Here is a 16,634-nt window from a genome sequence, read left to right on the forward strand (position 1 = left end):
GGGTCCGCCGAGTATTGGGTGCGGCACGTCCGCGAGGCGGTCCGCTTCTCCGACGGGATGCGCACCCTGGAGTCGGAGGGTGTGACCCGCTTCCTCGAACTCGGCCCCGACGGTGTCCTGACCGCCATGGCCGAGACCTCACTCACCGGCGAAGCCAGCTTGATCCCCGCTCTCCGCAGGAACCAGGCCGAGGAAACCGCTGTCGTGGATGCGCTGTCCCGGCTGCACGCTTCCGGTGAGCAGGTGGACTGGGCGGCGTTCTTCGCCGGCACCGGTGCCCGTCGCATCGACCTTCCCACCTACGCCTTCCAGCACCAGCGCTTCTGGCCGGCGGTGATGACGCCCCTCGGCATCTCGTCCGAGGCCGACCATCCGCTGCTGGGTGCGGCGGTGGAGCTGGCGGGCTCCGATGGTTTCCTCTTCACGGGGCGTCTGTCGCTCCAGACCCACGCTTGGCTGGCCGATCACGCGGTGCTGGGTTCGGTGCTGGTGCCGGGTACGGCGTTGGTGGAGCTGGCGCTGCGGGCCGGTGACGAGGCGGGTTGCGGCCTGCTGGAGGAGCTGACGCTCGCCGCGCCGCTGGTCCTGCCCGAGCAGGGCGGCGTCCAGGTACAGGTCCGCGTCGGTGAACCCGACGAGTCGGGCCGCCGCACCGTGACCGTCCACTCTCGACCCGATGACGGTCAGGACCAGCCGTGGACCCTGCACGCGCAGGGCGCACTGGCCGACGCTGTCGGCTCCGCCGCCGCGTTCGACGCGACGGTGTGGCCGCCGGAGGGCGCCCGGCCCATCGATGTGGCAGGCGGCTACGAGCGGTTCGCGGAGGCCGGGTTCGCGTACGGTCCGGTGTTCCAGGGCCTGCGGGCGGCGTGGAAGCTCGGCGACGACGTGTTCGCCGAGGTGGCACTGCCCGACGGCGTCGACGGTGAGGCGTTCGGCCTCCATCCGGCGCTGTTCGACGCGAGCCTGCACGCTGCCGCGTTCAGCGGTGGCGAAGGTGAACGCCAGGGTGGAGTTCCGTTCTCGTGGACGGGTGTCTCGCTCCATGCCACGGGTGCTTCGGCCGTCCGGGTCCGCATCCGTAAGGCCGCCGACGGCGGCGGTGGGATGTCGATCGCGATCGCTGACACGGCGGGTGCGCCCGTGGCCTCCGTCGACTCGCTGGTGGTCCGGCCGATCGCGGCCGACCAGCTCAACACAACGGACCGGGACTCGCTGTTCCGGCTCGACTGGACCCCGGTCCGGGCCGCCGTGGATGTTGAAGCAGTGTCGTACGTGGAGCTCGAGTCGCTGGCCGAGGCGGATGTTGTTCCTGCGGCGGTTGTGGTCGAGGTCGGCGGTGGCGAGGCTGATGTGGTGGCTTCGACGCATGAGCTCACCGCTCGTGTCCTTGGTCTGCTTCAGTCGTGGCTGGTGGAGGAGCGGTTCGAGGAGTCGCGTCTGACGTTCGTCACGCGCGGCGCCACCACGGGCCGTGATCTGGCCGGTGCAGCGGTGTGGGGCATGGTCCGCTCGGCGCAGTCGGAGAACCCGGGCCGCTTCGGCCTGGTAGACCTCGGCAGCGACGACGACACCTCTGTCCTGTCCCGGGCGCTGGCCGTGGACGAGCCGCAGTTGCTGGTCCGTGACGGTGAGTTCCTGGCGCCCCGGCTGGCGCGTGTGGAGAAGCAGGCGACCGCTGAGGTCTCCTGGCGCTCCGACGGTAAGGTCCTGGTCACGGGTGGTACGGGCGGTCTGGGCCGGATCGTCGCCCGGCACCTCGTGAGCGCGCACGGCGTACGCAACCTCCTCCTGGTCAGCCGTAGCGGCCTCGCCGCCGAGGGCGCCCAGGAGCTGGTCGCCGAGCTGGCCGCCGAGGGTGTCGACGTGACCGTGGAAGCGTGCGACGTCGCGGACCGCGCGGCGGTGGCGGATCTCGTATCCCGGCACCGGATCACGGCCGTGGTGCACACCGCCGGTGTGCTCGACGACGGAATCGTCGCTTCCCTCACCCCGGATCGCGTATCCGCCGTCCTGCGGCCGAAGGTCGACGCTGTCTGGAACCTCCACGAGGCCACCAAGCACCTCGACCTCGACGCCTTCGCCGTCTTCTCCTCCGTCGCCGGTACCTTCGGCAGCCCCGGCCAGGCCAACTACGCGGCAGGCAACGCCTTCCTCGACGCCCTCGCTCTGATGCGGCGCGCCGAGGGCAGGGGAGCGGCCCTGTCGCTCGCCTGGGGACCGTGGACGCAGGACAGCGGCATGACCGGCGCGCTGAGCGAGGCCGAGGCCGAGCGGATGACCCGCGCGGGCATGCCGCCGCTGTCGCCCGAACAGGGACTGGCGCTGTTCGACGCGGCACTGGCCGGCGCCGCCGCCGGCGGTGAGGCAGCGGTGCTGCCCGTCCGCCTCGACCTGCCGGTGCTCCGGAACCAGGGCGAAGTGCCGCCGCTGCTGCGCGGGCTGATCCGTACGCGGGCCACGCGCCGCGCGGGCGGGGCCGCGGCCTCCGGGCTGATCCAGCGCCTGGGCGGGCTGTCCGCGCCGGAGCGGCACGAGGCTCTGCTCGACGTCGTGCGCGGGCAGATCGCCACGGTCCTGGGCCACGCCGGCTCCGCCGAGGTGGATCCGACGCGGGCCTTCCAGGACCTCGGCTTCGACTCCCTCACGGCCGTCGAACTCCGCAACCGGCTGGGCACGGTGACCGGCCTCCGGTTGCCGGCGACGGTGGTGTTCGACTACCCGACAGCGGAGGCCCTGGTGCGCTTCCTGCTGGACGAGCTGTTCGGCGGGGACACCGAGGCCGAGGCGCTCGTCCCGGTGCGGGTGCTGCCGCCGGTCGCGGACGACCCGGTGGTGATCGTCGGGATGAGCTGCCGTTTCCCGGGCGGGGTTTCCTCGCCCGAGGACCTGTGGCGGCTGGTGTCGGACGGCGTGGACGCGGTCTCCGGCTTCCCGGCCGACCGCGGCTGGGACCTCGACGCCCTCTACAACCCCGACCCCGACCACACGGGGACCGTCTACACCCGTGAGGGCGGTTTCCTGCGGGAGGCGGCGGAGTTCGATCCCGCGTTCTTCGGGATGAGCCCGCGCGAGGCCCTGGCGACGGACTCGCAGCAGCGGTTGCTGCTGGAGGCGACGTGGGAGGCGATCGAAAGGGCCGGCGTCGACCCGGTGTCGCTCCGCGGCAGCCAGACGGGCGTCTTCGCCGGTGTGATGTACAACGACTACGCCAACCTCCTCTCCGGGCCTGAGTTCGAGGGCTACCAGGGCAGTGGCAGCGCGGGCAGTGTGGCGTCGGGCCGGGTGTCGTACACCTTCGGCTTCGAGGGCCCGGCGGTGACCGTCGACACGGCCTGCTCGTCCTCGCTCGTCGCCCTGCATCTGGCGGCGCAGGCGCTGCGTTCGGGCGAGTGCTCGCTGGCGCTGGCCGGCGGTGTGACGGTGATGTCGACCCCGACCACGTACATCGAGTTCTCGCGTCAGCGCGGACTCTCCCCGGACGGCCGCTGCAAGGCGTTCGCGGACGCGGCCGACGGCGTCGGCTGGTCCGAGGGCGTGGGCATGCTGGTCCTGGAGCGGCTGTCGGACGCCCGTCGCAACGGTCACCGCGTACTCGCCGTGGTCCGGGGCAGCGCGGTCAACCAGGACGGTGCGTCGAACGGTCTGACGGCGCCGAACGGTCCGTCGCAGCAGCGGGTGATCCGCCAGGCGCTCGCCAGCGGCGGGCTGTCCCCGGCGGACGTCGACGCGGTCGAGGCGCACGGCACGGGCACCACTCTGGGTGACCCGATCGAGGCGCAGGCGCTGCTGGCGACCTACGGCCAGGGACGGCCGGAGGACCGGCCGCTGCTGCTCGGCTCGGTCAAGTCCAACCTCGGTCACACGCAGGCCGCCGCTGGTGTCGCCGGGATCATCAAGATGGTCATGGCGATGCGTCATGGCGTTCTTCCGCAGACCCTGCACGTTGACCAGCCGTCGTCGCACGTGGACTGGTCTGCGGGCGCCGTGGAGCTGCTGACGGACCGGACGGTCTGGCCGGAGGGCGAGGGGCCGCGCAGGGCGGGTGTGTCGTCGTTCGGCATCAGCGGGACGAACGCCCACGTGATCCTGGAGCAGGCCGAGCCCGAGCCCGAACTTGTGGAGACACCGGAGTCGGGCGCGGTCGTGCCCTGGGTGCTCTCCGGCAAGACCGAGACCGCTCTGCGGGAACAGGCCGCGCGTCTGCTGACGCACATCGACGGCCGCCGGCCGGCGGATATCGGCTACTCGCTGGTGTCGAGCCGGTCGAGCTTCGCGCATCGTGCGGTGGTACTGGCCGCCGACGCGGAGTCGCTGGCGGGGGCGCTCGCGGCACTGGCGTCGGGCGAGCCCGCTGCCGGTGTGGTCGAGGGCTCGATCGGGGGTTCGGGCAGGACGGCGGTGCTGTTCTCGGGCCAGGGGTCGCAGCGGCTGGGTATGGGCCGGGAGCTGTACTCCCGCTTCCCGGTGTTCGCTGTGGCGTTCGACGCGGTGTGCGCGGGGCTGGACGAGCACTTGGACCGGTCCCTGCGGGATGTGGTCTGGGGTGAGGACGAGGAGCTGATCAACCAGACCGTCTACACCCAGGCCGGGCTGTTCGCGGTCGAGGTGGCGCTGTTCCGGTTGGTGGAGTCGTGGGGCGTACGTCCGGACTTCGTGGCCGGGCACTCGATCGGCGAGGTCGCGGCGGCTCACGTCGCCGGGGTCCTCTCGCTGGCCGACGCCTGCCGGCTCGTCGCCGCTCGCGGGCGGCTGATGCAGGAGCTGCCTTCGGGTGGTGCGATGGTGGCGGTCCGGGCGACGGAGGACGAGGTCCTGCCGCTGCTGACGGACGGCGTTTCGATCGCGGCCGTCAACGGCCCCTCATCGGTCGTGGTCTCGGGTGTGGAGGAGGCGGTCGTAAGGATCGCCGATCACTTCGAGTCCGAGGGCCGGAAGACCAGCCGCTTGCGCGTCTCGCATGCCTTCCACTCGCCGCTGATGGAGCCGATGCTGGCGGAGTTCCGGGAGGCCCTGGAGGGCATCTCCTTCGGCACTCCCGCCATCCCCGTCGTCTCCAACCTCACCGGTGATCTCGCCAAGCCCGAGGAACTGGCCTCCATCGACTACTGGGTGCAGCACGTCCGCGAGGCGGTTCGCTTCTCCGACGGGATAGGCACCCTTCAGACCGAGGGCGTGACCCGCTTCCTGGAGCTCGGCCCCGACGGCGTCCTCACCGCCATGGCCGAGGAGTCGCTGACCGAACCGGCCACCCTCGTTCCCGCGCTCCGCAGGAACAGGGGCGAGGAGACGGCGATCGTCGGCGCACTCGCCGAACTGCACGTCCACGGTGGGAAGGTGGACTGGACAGCGTTCTTCGCGGGTACGGGCGCGCGCCGCGTGGACCTGCCGACGTACGCGTTCCAGCACCAGCGGTTCTGGCCCACGGGCACGGCCGTACGCGCCGGGGACGTCCGGTTCGCGGGCCTCGGCTCCGCCGAGCACCCGCTGCTGGGCGCGGCGGTGGAACTGGTCAACACCGATGGCTTCCTCTTCACGGGCAGGCTGTCCGTCCAGTCCCACCCCTGGCTCGGCGACCACGTGGTGCTGGGTTCGGTGCTGGTGCCGGGTACGGCGTTGGTGGAGCTGGCGCTGCGGGCCGGTGACGAGGCGGGTTGCGGCCTGCTGGAGGAGCTGACGCTCGCCGCGCCGCTGGTCCTGCCCGAGCAGGGCAGTGTCCAGGTGCAGGTCTGGGTCGGTGAGCCCGACGAGGCGGGCCGTCGCGCGGTGACGATCCACTCCCGTACGGGAGAGGAACCGTGGACGCTGCATGCCAGCGGATACCTCACTACGGGCGACGCGCAGGCGCAGGAATTCGCTGCCTCGGCATGGCCGCCGGCCGGAGCGGAAGTGGTGGACGTCGTGGGCGCCTACGAGCGGTTCGCGGAGGCCGGGTTCGCGTACGGTCCGGTGTTCCAGGGCCTGCGGGCGGCGTGGAAGCTCGGCGACGACGTGTTCGCCGAGGTGGCGCTGCCGGAAGGCACCGATGGTGGGGCGTTCGGCCTTCACCCGGCGCTGTTCGACGCGAGCCTGCACGCTGCCGCGTTCAGCGGTGGCGAGGGTGAGGGCGATGGCCAGGGCGGTGTGCCGTTCTCGTGGACGGGTGTCTCGCTCCATGCCACGGGTGCTTCGGCCGTCCGGGTCCGTATCCGTAAGGCCGCCGACGGCGGCGGGGTGTCGATCGCGGTCGCCGATACGACGGGTGCGCCCGTGGCCTCCGTCGACTCGTTGGTGGTCCGGCCGATCGCGGCCGACCAGCTCCGCACCGCCGACCGCGACTCGCTCTTCGCCCTCGACTGGACCCCGGTCCAGGCCACGGACGCCGAAGCAGTGTCGTACGTGGATCTCGAGTCGCTGGCCGAGGCGGATGTCGTTCCTGCGGCGGTTGTGGTCGAGGTCGGCGGTGGCGAGGCTGACGTTGTGAGGTCGACGCATGAGCTCACGGCTCGTGTCCTTGGTCTGCTTCAGTCGTGGCTGGTGGAGGAGCGGTTCGAGGAGTCGCGTCTGACGTTCGTCACGCGCGGCGCCACCACAGGTGGCGACCTGGCGGGTGCGGCGGTGTGGGGCATGGTCCGCTCGGCGCAGTCGGAGAACCCGGGCCGCTTCGGCTTGGTAGACCTCGACGGTGACGACACCGCCGCGTCCGTCCTGCCGCAGGCACTCGCCTTGGACGAGCCGCAGCTGCTGATCCGGGGCGGCGAGTTCCTCGCCGCTCGGCTCGCCCGAGTGACGGCCGAGCCGGCGGCTGAAGCCCCCTGGCGCTCCGACGGTACGGTCCTGGTCACCGGTGGTACGGGCGGTCTGGGCCGGATCGTCGCCCGGCACCTGGTGAGCGCGCACGGCGTACGCAACCTCCTCCTGGTCAGCCGCAGCGGCCCCGCCGCCGAGGGCGCCCAGGAGCTGGTGGAGGAGCTGACCGCACACGGTGTCGAGGCGCTCGTGGAAGCCTGCGACGTGACCGACCTGGCTGCCGTGGCCGGTCTCGTCTCGCGGCACCGGATCACGGCCGTGGTGCACACCGCCGGTGTGCTCGACGACGGAATCGTCGCTTCCCTCACCCCGGATCGCATGTCCACCGTCCTGCGGCCGAAGGTCGACGCTGTCTGGAACCTCCACGAGGCCACCCAGCACCTCGACCTCGACGCCTTCGCCGTCTTCTCCTCCGCCGCGGGCACCTTCGGTACCCCCGGCCAGGCGAACTACGCGGCAGGCAACGCCTTCCTCGACGCCCTGGCCCGGCACCGCCGGGCCGAGGGACTCGTCGGCGCGTCGCTCGCCTGGGGCCCGTGGGCCCAGGACAGCGGCATGACCGGCACGCTGACCGAGGCCAACGTCCAGCGGATCGCCCGTACGGGCATGCCGGAGCTCTCCGCCGAGGAAGGCGTGGCGCTGTTCGACAGGGCGTTGTCCCTGACGGACGAGCCCGTGACGCTTCCGGTGCGGCTGGACCTCGCGGCGCTGCGCGCCCGGGGCGAGGTGCCGCCGTTGCTGCGCGGCCTGATCCGGACGCCGGGCCGGCGGGCGGCCTCCGCGGGGGCCGGTGGCGGCGCTGCTGCCGCCGCCGAACTCGCCCAGCGGCTGTCCGGGCTGTCGGTGGTGGAGGGGCGTGAGGTCCTGCTGGACGCCGTCCGGGGGCAGATCGCGGTGGTGCTCGGGCACGCCGGTGGCGGGGAAGTGGACCCGGCCAAGGCGTTCCGGGACCTCGGCTTCGACTCCCTCACCGCGGTCGAGCTGCGGAACCGGCTCAGCGCGCTCACGGGGGTCCGGCTGCCGGCGACGCTGCTCTTCGACTACCCGACGGCCGGGGAGCTCGTGGACCACCTGTACGCCAAGGTGGCCCCGGCGGACTCGCCCTCCGGCCCGGAGGCGGTCCTGGGTGAGCTCGACAAGCTCGAGAAGGCCTTCCTCGGTATGGAGGTCACCGAGGAGGTGTTCGAGCGGATCGCCGGCCGTCTGGAAGTGATCAGGTCCAAGTGGGGCGCCCTGCGCGACAGCGGCAAGGTGGCCGGCGCCGGGGCCGTGACCGGCGCCGGGGCCGGGGAGGACGCGGAGTTCGACTTCGAGTCCGCCTCCGACGAGGACGTCTTCGACCTCCTCGACAACGAGCTCGGCCTCTCCGACGAGATCTGATCCTGATCCGAAACGCCGCTGCCCGTACCGGAATCCGGTACGGGCAGCGGCGTTTACGAGGCTTACAAGGTTGACGAGGAAAAGGAGAACGCGTCAGAGCGGGCGTCGGAAGCCCAGCACCGCGGCCACGGCGCCCGCGACGGCGACGCAGCCGCTGATGAGCACCGCGGGCAGCGCGGCATCGGCGCCCGGCACGTCGAGGGCCAGGGCGCGCGTGGCGTCGATGGCGTAGGTCAGCGGGTTGATCTCGGCGACCACCCGGAGCCAGGCGGGCAGGTCGTCGACGGGCACGTAGGCGCTGGAGGCGAACATCAGGGGGAAGATGGCGATGATCGCGAGGTTCTGCATGGGCTCGGCGCGCCGCAGCCAGGCGCCGGCCGCGATGAACGCCCATCCCAGCGTCCAGCTGATGAAGAGCGTCAGCCCGGCGGAGGCCGCGAGCTCGCCCACGCCGCCCTTGGGGGAGTAGCCGAGCACGGTGATGCCCAGGAACAGAATGATGACGACCTGGATCGCGCTGCGCACGAGGCTGGAGATGCTGCGGGCGATGAGCAGCGAGCTGGGGTGGATGGGGAGGGAGCGCAGCCGGGCGACGATGCCGTTCTTGAGATCGTCGACGAGGCCTACGCCGCTCTGCATGGCGGACTGGACCGCGTTGTCCACGAGGACGGCGGGCAGGACGAAGTCGAGGTAGCTGACGCCCTTGGGGAAGTGGGGCGGGTGGCCCATCTTGCTGAAGACCTGGGTGAGGACGAAGAGGATGATCACGGGCTGGATCAGGCCGAACAGGACCGTGCCGGGGTCGGTCGCCATTGCCCGGAGGGATCTGCCGGTGAGCACCCGTACCTGGCCGAGCATGGAACTGCCGGACCAGGCGGTGGGGCCCGGCAGTCCGGGGGCGGTGGCGCCCGGCGCCACCGTGCCGTCCTCCGGGGTCCGGGTGAGCGGTGCGGTCATGGAGTCTCCACGGTGAACATGAGCATGTACGTGAGGTATTGAGATATGTGGGGCAGGTGAGGGGCGTTACGAAGCGGCGGTCTGTGCCGTCGGGCGGGGGCGGGTCTGCTGGTCGGCCAGGGCCAGGTACACGTCGTCGAGGCTGGGCTCGCCGAAGGACAGTTCCGTCGCCTCGATGCCCGCCTGGTCGAGGGCCCTGATGACGGCCGCGATGTCCTTGGACGCCTCGATGGCGACGACGACCGTGCCGTTCTCCCGGTCCGGCACCGGTTCCAGCCCGGCCCGGCGCAGGGCCGAGGCGGCGGCGTCCGGGCCGCTGACCGGGTCGGGGGTGACGGTGACCGTGCGCTGGCCGACGGTGGCCTTGAGCTCGGCGGCCGTGCCGCCGGCGATGACGGAGCCGGCGGAGAGCACCGCGATGGAGTCCGCCAGCCGGTCCGCCTCGTCGAGGTACTGGGTGGTGAGCAGGACCGTGGTGCCCTGGGCGACGAGCCCCTCCACGATCTCCCACAGCCTCAGCCGGCTGGACGGGTCGAGCCCGGTGGTGGGCTCGTCGAGGAAGATGACGTCCGGGTGGCCGACGAGGCTCGCGGCGAGGTCGAGGCGCCGGCGCAGGCCGCCGGAGTAGGTGCCCGGCCGGCGGGTCGCGAAGTCCTGGAGCCCGAAGAGCTCCAGCAGCTCGTCCGCCCGGGCCCGGGCGGACCTGCGGTCGGCGCCGAGCAGCCGGGCGATGAGAACGAGGTTCTCCCGCCCGCTGAGCTGGGCGTCGACCGAGGCGAACTGGCCGGTGAGGCCGACGCGTCGGCGGACCTCCCGGGGCTCGCGCGTGACGTCGAAACCGGCCACCCTGGCCCGGCCCGAGCTGGGCGGCAGGGCGGCCGCGAGAATGTTGACGAGGGTCGTCTTGCCCGCGCCGTTGTGTCCGAGCAGCGCGAGGACGGTGCCCCGCCGGGCGGTGATGTTCACCGAGTCCAGTGCGCGTACGGAGCCGAAGACCTTGCCGACGCCCTCGGTCTCGATCATGATGTCGTCCCCGGCCATCGGGGCTTCGACAGGTACGGTGAGCCCACTCATGGCTGATCTCCCGCAGGTGGATGAGGTGGCGAAATCGCCGTGGCGAAAACGCCGTGATTTCGACAGCGAGCATGCGCGACCCGGGAGTTGACCGGCCACCGGCCGTAACACGAAAAGTCTCGGGTCTCACCTAGGGCTGTCGGGTGCATGGTTACTGCTTCGGCATACGGGGGAGTGTTGGCCGGGCGGATGGAGGAGCCATGGCACGAGAGAACCTCGGGGTGTTGTTGGACGAGGCGGTGGCGATCATGCACCGCACGGGGCATCCGTCCCCGCGGGGCGAGGTCGAGGAGATCGCCGCCCATGTGCTCGGCAGAGAAGTGGGCGAACTGGCCGCGGACTTCGAGCCGCACGACCGGGTCGCCGCGAAGTTCCGCAGGCTGGTGGGGCGCCGGGCCGAGGGGGCGCCGATGGGGCATCTGACCGGCCTCGCCGAGCTCGGCGGCATCGAGGTGGCGGTGGGCCCCGGGGTGTTCGTACCCCGTCCGCACAGCGAGCTGGTGCTCGCGAGCGGGCTGGAGGCCGTCGCGGACGTCTCCGCGCCGCTCGTGGCCGACCTGTGCACCGGCTCGGGCGCGATCGCCCTGGCCCTGGCCCACCGGCGGCCCGACGCCGTCGTGCACGCCGTCGACTTCGACCCGCTGGCGCTGGACTTCGCCCGCCGCAACCGCGAGCGCCGCAGCAGGCTGGGCGACACCCCGATCGTCCTGCACGAGGCGGACGTCACCCGCCCCGGGCTCCTGGAGGAGCTGACCGGACGGGTGGACCTGGTGGTGGCGAACCCGCCGTTCATGCCGGACGGGGCGGACGTGCCCCCGGAGTTCGGTACGCACCAGCCCCGGCAGGCGATCTTCGGCGGGCCGGACGGGCTGCGGGTCATCCGGCACGTGGTGGCCGCGGCCGAACGGCTGCTGCGGCCCGGCGGCGGGTTCGTCGTGGAGCACGGGCACGTCCACGGCGAGTCCGTGCCGGAACTGCTGCGCGCGAGCGGCCTGTTCACGGACGTGTCCAGCCACGCGGACCACGACGGCTGGCCCCTGTACTCCATGGCCCGGCGGGCGGGCGCATAGCCGGGTGAGCGAGGGTGCGCCGGCCCCGGGAACGGGTGCCGGCGCACGGCCCCGGAGCCCACGGCCCTCGCAGCCGCCCACGGCACCCACCGCCCCGGACTCCGGGAGGGGCTCCCCTCACCCCCCGTCCATCAGCCGGAACAGCTCCTCGTCGCTGGCCGAGTCCAGGTCCAGCCCGCTCTCCGGCGCGTCGGCCTCCGGCACGTCCTCCGGGCCCCAGCGGGTCGCGAGGGCCCGCAGCCGGGCCGCCGTCTCGGCGTTGACCGTGACGCCCGTGGAGAGCAGATACTCCAGCTCGTCCACCAGGCCGGTCACACCGCGCGGGGAGCGGGTCCCGGCCTGCTCCAGGCGTTCCCGCAGCAGGGCGACGACGGCGTCCGGGGTGGGGTGGTCGAAGACCAGCGTCGCCGGCAGACGCACGCCGGTCGCCTCGGTGACGCGCCCGCGCAGCTCGATCGCGTTCACGGACGTGACGCCCATCTCCGTGAAGGGCTGCGCGCCGGCCTCCTCGCCCCACGGCCCGCGCCCGCCGAGCACGGCGGTCACCTCGGCCAGGACCAGGTCCCGGAGCAGCTCGTCCCGCTCGGGCCCGTCGAGCCCGGCCAGCCGGTCCCGCAGCGGCGACACGCCCCCGTCGTCGTCCACGGAAGACGGCGAAGACGGCGAGGATACCCAGGACACCGGCGGCACCAGGGCAGGCACCGGCGGGGGAGCGGTGGTCGCCGCCGACGTCACCCAGTACTCGCGGCGCTGGAAGGCGTACGTCGGCAGGGCCACCGGCACGGCCGCCGGCAGCACGGCCCGCCAGTCGACGGACGCGCCGTGGGCGTGCAGCCGGGCCGCGGCGGTGAGCGCGGCCCGCGCCTCGTCCTGACCGGTCGTCAGCGTCGGGACGATCGTGACGGCCCCCGGCCGGGCGGCCGTGGCCTGGACGCACTCGTCGATCATCGGCGTGAGCGCCGGGTCCGGGCCCAGCTCCAGGAAGCACGTCGTCGCGGCCGGCCCGCTCCGCAGCCGGTCGACGGCGTCCTTGAACCGCACGGGTTCCCGTACGTGCCGCACCCAGTGACCGGGGTCGCGGGCCTCCTCGGCGGTCAGGAGCCGGCCGGTGAGGGCGGAGACGACCGGGACGGACGGCGCGGCGAAGGACAGGCCCTCGACGACCTCCCGGAACTCCGCGAGCATCGGCTCCATCAGCGGCGAGTGGAAGCCGTGGCTCACCACGAGCTGCCGGGTCTTGTGCCCGGCGGCGGCGAGCCGGTCGGCGAGCCCGGTGAGCGGGCCCTCCGCTCCCGACAGCACCACCGAGCGCGGTCCGTTGACCGCGGCGACGGACACGGTGCCGTCGAGCCCGGCCAGCCACGGCGTCAGCTCGTCCTCGGCGACGCGGACCGCCACCATCGTGCCGCCCGGGGGCAGCGCCCCCATCAGCCTGCCCCGGGCCGCGACCAGGGCGCAGGCGTCCCGCAGACCGAGGACCCCCGCCACATGGGCGGCGGTGATCTCGCCGACCGAGTGGCCCACCACGTGATCCGGGACCACCCCCCACGAGGCGAACAGCCGGTGGAGCGCGACCTCGACGGCGAACAGCGCCGGCTGGGCGTACGCGGTGTCGTCGAGGAGCCCGGCCTCCTCGGAGTCGGGGCCGGCCCACATCACCGAGGTGAGCGGCCGCTCCAGCAGCGGGTCGAGGGCGGCGCAGACCTCGCGCAGCGCCGCGTCGAAGACGGGGAAGGCCGCGGCGGCCCGGCGGCCCATGCCGAGGCGCTGGCTGCCCTGACCGGTGAAGACGAACGCCAGATCGCCGGGCGCGCTCTCGTCGCGCACGGCGCCGGGGGCGCGCTCGCCGCTCGCGAACGCGGCGGTGGCGGCGAGCAGTTCCTCGCGCGAGGCGCCGGTGACGACGGCCCGCCGGCCGTGCAGGGCCCGTGTGGTGGCCAGGGAGTAGCCGATGTCCCGGGCCGGCAGGGCGGGGTTCGCCCGCGCGTACTCGGCCAGCCGCAGCGCCTGGGCGCGCAGGGCCGCGTCGCTGCGGGCGGACAGCACCCAGGGGACGGCCGCCCCGTCCGCACCGGAAGGTTCCGCACCGGAGGGTTCCGCGGATGCCACGGCGTCCGCCGGCGGTTCCTCCAGGATCACGTGGGCGTTGGTGCCGCTGATCCCGAACGAGGAGATTCCCGCCCGGCGCGTCCGCCCCTCCTCGCGGGGCCAGGCCCGCGCCTCCGTCAGCGGTTCCACCGCGCCCGCCGCCCAGTCCACATGGGAGGACGGCTCGTCGAGGTGGAGGGTCTTCGGCAGGACGCCGTGGCGCAGTGCCAGCACCGTCTTGATGACGCCGGTGACGCCGGCGGCCGCCTGCCCGTGCCCGAGGTTCGACTTGACGGACCCGAGCCACAGCGGCCGGTCCGCGTCCCGGTCCCGGCCGTACGTCGCCAGCAGCGCCTGCGCCTCGATGGGGTCGCCGAGGGCCGTGCCGGTGCCGTGGCCCTCCACGGTGTCGACGTCCCGGGCCGAGAGCCCGGCGTTGGCGAGCGCCTGGCGGATGACGCGCTGCTGGGAGGGGCCGTTGGGGGCGGTGATGCCGTTGGAGGCGCCGTCCTGGTTGACGGCGGAGCCCCGGACGACCGCCAGCACCGGGTGACCGTTGCGGCGCGCGTCGCTCAGCCGCTCCAGCAGGAGCAGCCCCGCGCCCTCGGACCAGGCCGTGCCGTCGGCGCCGTCCGCGAAGGGCTTGCAGCGCCCGTCGGGGGACAGCCCGCGCAGCCGGGAGAACTCCACGAAGGACGCAGGTGTCGCCATGACGGCCACACCGCCCGCCAGGGCCAGGGAGGACTCCCCGGACCGCAGGGACTGGCACGCCAGGTGGAGGGCGACGAGCGAGGACGAGCAGGCCGTGTCGACCGTCAGGGCCGGGCCCTCGAAGCCATAGGTGTACGCGATGCGCCCGGACAGCGCGCTCGCGGCCGTACCGATGCCCAGCAGCCCTTCCAGCCCGGCCGCCGCGCCCGTCCGGTCGGTGGCGTAGTCGTGGTACATGGCGCCGGTGAAGACGCCCGTGCGGGTGCCCTTGAGGGTCGTCGGGTCGATGCCCGCCCGTTCCAGGGCCTCCCAGGAGACCTCCAGCAGCAGCCGCTGCTGGGGGTCGGTGGCCAGGGCCTCCCGGTCGGAGAGGCCGAAGAAGCCCGCGTCGAAGCGGCCCGCGTCGTGGAGGAAGCCGCCTTCGCGCGCGTAGGAGGTGCCCGGGTGCTCGGGGTCGCCGTCGAAGAGCCGGTCGAGGTCCCAGCCGCGGCCGGTGGGGAAGCCGGAGACCGCGTCGGTGCCGTCGGCGAGGAGGGCCCACAGCTCCTCGGGGGAGTGCGCCCCGCCCGGCAGCCGGCAGGCCATGCCGATGACGGCGACGGGTTCCCCGGAGCCCGCGACCCGCGCGGGCACGGCCTCCCGTGCCGCCTCCTCGTCGGGGCGGCCGGTCAGGGCCCGTGCCACGGCGAGCGGCGTGGGGAAGTCGAAGGCCAGGGTGGTGGGCAGGGGCAGCCCCGTCGCCTCCTGGAGCAGATTGCGCAGCCGGATGGCGAGGACCGAGTCGAGGCCCAGGTCGCGGAAGGTCGCCTCGGCCGGGACGGTGTCCGCCGGGGTGTGCGCGAGCACACCGGCCACGCACGTACGGACGAGGTCCAGGGCCTCCTCGACGGTGCACGGCCGGCAGCCCGTGCCGTCACAGGCCGGGCCGCGGGCGATCTCGCCCGAGGCGAGCGCCTTCTCCAGCGCCCGGCGGTGGAGCTTGCCGGCGGGGGTGAGCGGGAGCTCCGGCACCGTGACCAGTTCCAGCGGGATCTTGTAGTCGGCCACGCCGCGCCGCCGCAGGAAGTCCGTCACCTCCGCGAGGCCGGGCACGGGGTCGGCCTTCTCGGTGACGACCAGGCAGGGGTATTCGCCGAGGCGGGCGTCCGGTACGGCCAGGACGGCGAGGGGGCCCACGCCGGGGAGGTCCGCGAGCAGGCCCTGGATCTCCGTGGCGTTGAACTTCCGGCCGCCCACGTTGACGATCTCGGCCGACCGGCCGTGGAACGCGACCCGCCCGTCGCCGCCGAGGACGGCCAGGTCGCCGGTGCGCAGCCAGCCGTCGTCGGTGACGGCGGCGCGGGTGAGCTCCGGCTCGCGGTAGTAGCCGCGGAACATCCCGGGGCTGCGGTAGCGCAGTTCGCCGACCGTGCCCGGGGGGCAGTCGCGGCCGTCCTCGTCGACGACGCGGACCTCGGCGCCGCTCGTCGGCCGGCCCACGCTGCGGGTGGCGACGTCGGCGGGGTCGTCGGCGCCGGTGCGGGTGCCGGTGCCCAGTTCGGACATTCCCCAGACGACGACGAGCGCGCAGTCGAGCGCGGCCCGTACGCCCGTGACGAGCGCGCCCGGCACGGCCGCGCCCGCGGTGCGCACCTCGTGGGGCCGGAAGCCGGCCGGTTCGCCGGTCTCCGTGAGCCGGGCGACGACGTCGTGGAGCTGGGCGGGGACGGCGAAGACGACGCTGGGGCCGGCCTCCCGCGCCAGGGCGAGGAAGCGCTCGGGGTCCCAGGAGCGCAGCAGCACCTGCCGGCAGGCGGCGAACAGCGCCGAGTGGAGGGACTGGAGGCCGAAGAGGTGGGTGAGCGGGCAGGCCGTGACGACCGCGCGGGCGAACGCCTCCGGGGCCTCGGCGGTGACGGCCGCGGTGTTCGACAGCAGTCCGTCGTGGCTGTGGAGGCAGATCTTGGGCCGGGCGGAGGTGGTGCCGGAGGACGGCACGAGCACGAACGGCATGTCCGGGGTGACGGTCACGGGGTGGGGGGCGCTGCCCGACCAGGTGGCCAGCAGGGTGTCCAGCCGGGCGGTGCCGGGCTCGTCCTCCCCTTCGCCGGCCGCCCCGGTGAGCAGGACGGTCCCGAGCGAGGGCACGGTCCGCAGGAGGTGGCGGACGGTCAGTTCGTGTTCGCCGCCGTCCTGGGTGGCGGCGGGGAGGACGGCGAGCGCGGGCTCCACCCGGCCGAGCAGGGCGTGGACGTCCTTGGGGCCGTTGCCCTGGTGGACGGGCAGCAGCACGGCGCCGACGGCGGCGACGGCCAGGTGGAGGGTCGGGAACTCCCAGCTGTTGGGCAGGTGCGCCGCGACCACGTCGCCGGGGGCGACGCCGAGCTCCTGGAGACCCCTCGCCAGGGCGTCGACGTCGGCGCGCCACTGCCGCCAGGTCCAGGAGCGGTCCCCGTCGACGAGGGCCACCGCGTCGGGGGCGGCGTTCACGGCGGCCTGGAAGACGTCCGGGAGGGTGAAGCCGCCCAGGGCACCGGGGGAACCGGCCGGCGGGTCGATGGTGTAGTCGGTGGTGCGGACGGGCAT

5 protein-coding genes are annotated in these 16,634 nt (G+C 73.6%); 2 read left to right on the plus strand and 3 right to left on the minus strand.

Translation table 11 applies throughout. From position 1 onward, the window contains the following. The coding region (locus ACFYZR_RS23770; protein ID WP_391913438.1) for an SDR family NAD(P)-dependent oxidoreductase at positions 1-8,169 on the plus strand (8,169 nt) is incomplete at its 5' end. A gap of 93 nt (positions 8,170-8,262) precedes the next feature. On the opposite strand, the gene ACFYZR_RS23775 is transcribed toward ACFYZR_RS23770, so the two are convergent. After that, positions 8,263-9,126, minus strand: coding sequence for an ABC transporter permease (locus ACFYZR_RS23775; protein WP_391913440.1), 864 nt, complete (start codon positions 9,124-9,126; stop codon positions 8,263-8,265). A 66-nt stretch (positions 9,127-9,192) separates the two neighbouring features. Next, complete coding sequence (locus ACFYZR_RS23780) at positions 9,193-10,200, minus strand: ATP-binding cassette domain-containing protein (protein WP_391913442.1); 1,008 nt, start codon at positions 10,198-10,200, stop codon at positions 9,193-9,195. A 200-nt stretch (positions 10,201-10,400) separates the two neighbouring features. On the opposite strand from ACFYZR_RS23780, the gene ACFYZR_RS23785 reads away from it, so the two are divergent. Then, entirely contained in the window at positions 10,401-11,270 is an 870-nt protein-coding gene (locus ACFYZR_RS23785) for a N5-glutamine methyltransferase family protein (protein ID WP_391913444.1), read from the plus strand. 117 nt (positions 11,271-11,387) lie between these two features. Here the strand turns inward: ACFYZR_RS23785 and ACFYZR_RS23790 are convergent, their stop codons facing one another. Then, the gene (locus tag ACFYZR_RS23790; RefSeq protein WP_391913775.1) at positions 11,388-16,634 is read right to left on the minus strand and encodes a beta-ketoacyl synthase N-terminal-like domain-containing protein; all 5,247 of its coding nucleotides are present in this window, start codon (positions 16,632-16,634) and stop codon (positions 11,388-11,390) included.

The sequence above is a fragment of the Streptomyces sp. NPDC001678 genome (assembly GCF_042892945.1).
GTDB lineage: Bacteria > Actinomycetota > Actinomycetes > Streptomycetales > Streptomycetaceae > Streptomyces.

Coding starts and splice junctions, on each gene's coding strand:
- ACFYZR_RS23790 (WP_391913775.1), bottom strand. CDS start 16,634: ATGCCCGTCCGCACCACCGACTACACCATCGACCCGCCGGCCGGTTCC.
- ACFYZR_RS23785 (WP_391913444.1), top strand. CDS start 10,401: ATGGCACGAGAGAACCTCGGGGTGTTGTTGGACGAGGCGGTGGCGATC.
- ACFYZR_RS23775 (WP_391913440.1), bottom strand. CDS start 9,126: ATGACCGCACCGCTCACCCGGACCCCGGAGGACGGCACGGTGGCGCCG.
- ACFYZR_RS23780 (WP_391913442.1), bottom strand. CDS start 10,200: ATGAGTGGGCTCACCGTACCTGTCGAAGCCCCGATGGCCGGGGACGAC.